This window comes from Citrobacter sp. U14242 (assembly GCF_046555775.1).
GTDB lineage: Bacteria > Pseudomonadota > Gammaproteobacteria > Enterobacterales > Enterobacteriaceae > Citrobacter.
In genome coordinates this window covers 1-234 of the sequence record NZ_JBKGLW010000046.1, presented here as the reverse complement: position 1 = coordinate 234, position 234 = coordinate 1, and the positions used below count along the sequence as shown (strand labels likewise).

Genomic DNA, 234 nt, shown 5'->3' with positions numbered 1-234 from the left:
AATCCGGCAGCGCTGATGCGGCGAAACTGGAGAAACAGACGGCTCAGCTGGCGGCCCTGGAGAAGGACAAAACCACGCTGACGAAGCAGATGACGGAGCTGAATAAGTCTGGCAGTGCTGAGGCGGCGAAACAGAAAGCGGCGCTGGAGAAACAGACGGCTCAGCTGGCAGCCCTGGAGAAAGACAAGGCGGCGCTGACGAAGCAGATGACGGAGCTGAATAAGTCTGGCAGTG

At 59.0% G+C, this 234-nt stretch carries 1 protein-coding gene; it reads left to right on the top strand.

Going from position 1 to position 234, the window contains the following annotated elements:
- A partial coding sequence (locus ACLJXE_RS24385; protein WP_410752240.1) for a hypothetical protein occupies positions 1-234 on the top strand: 234 nt, incomplete at both ends.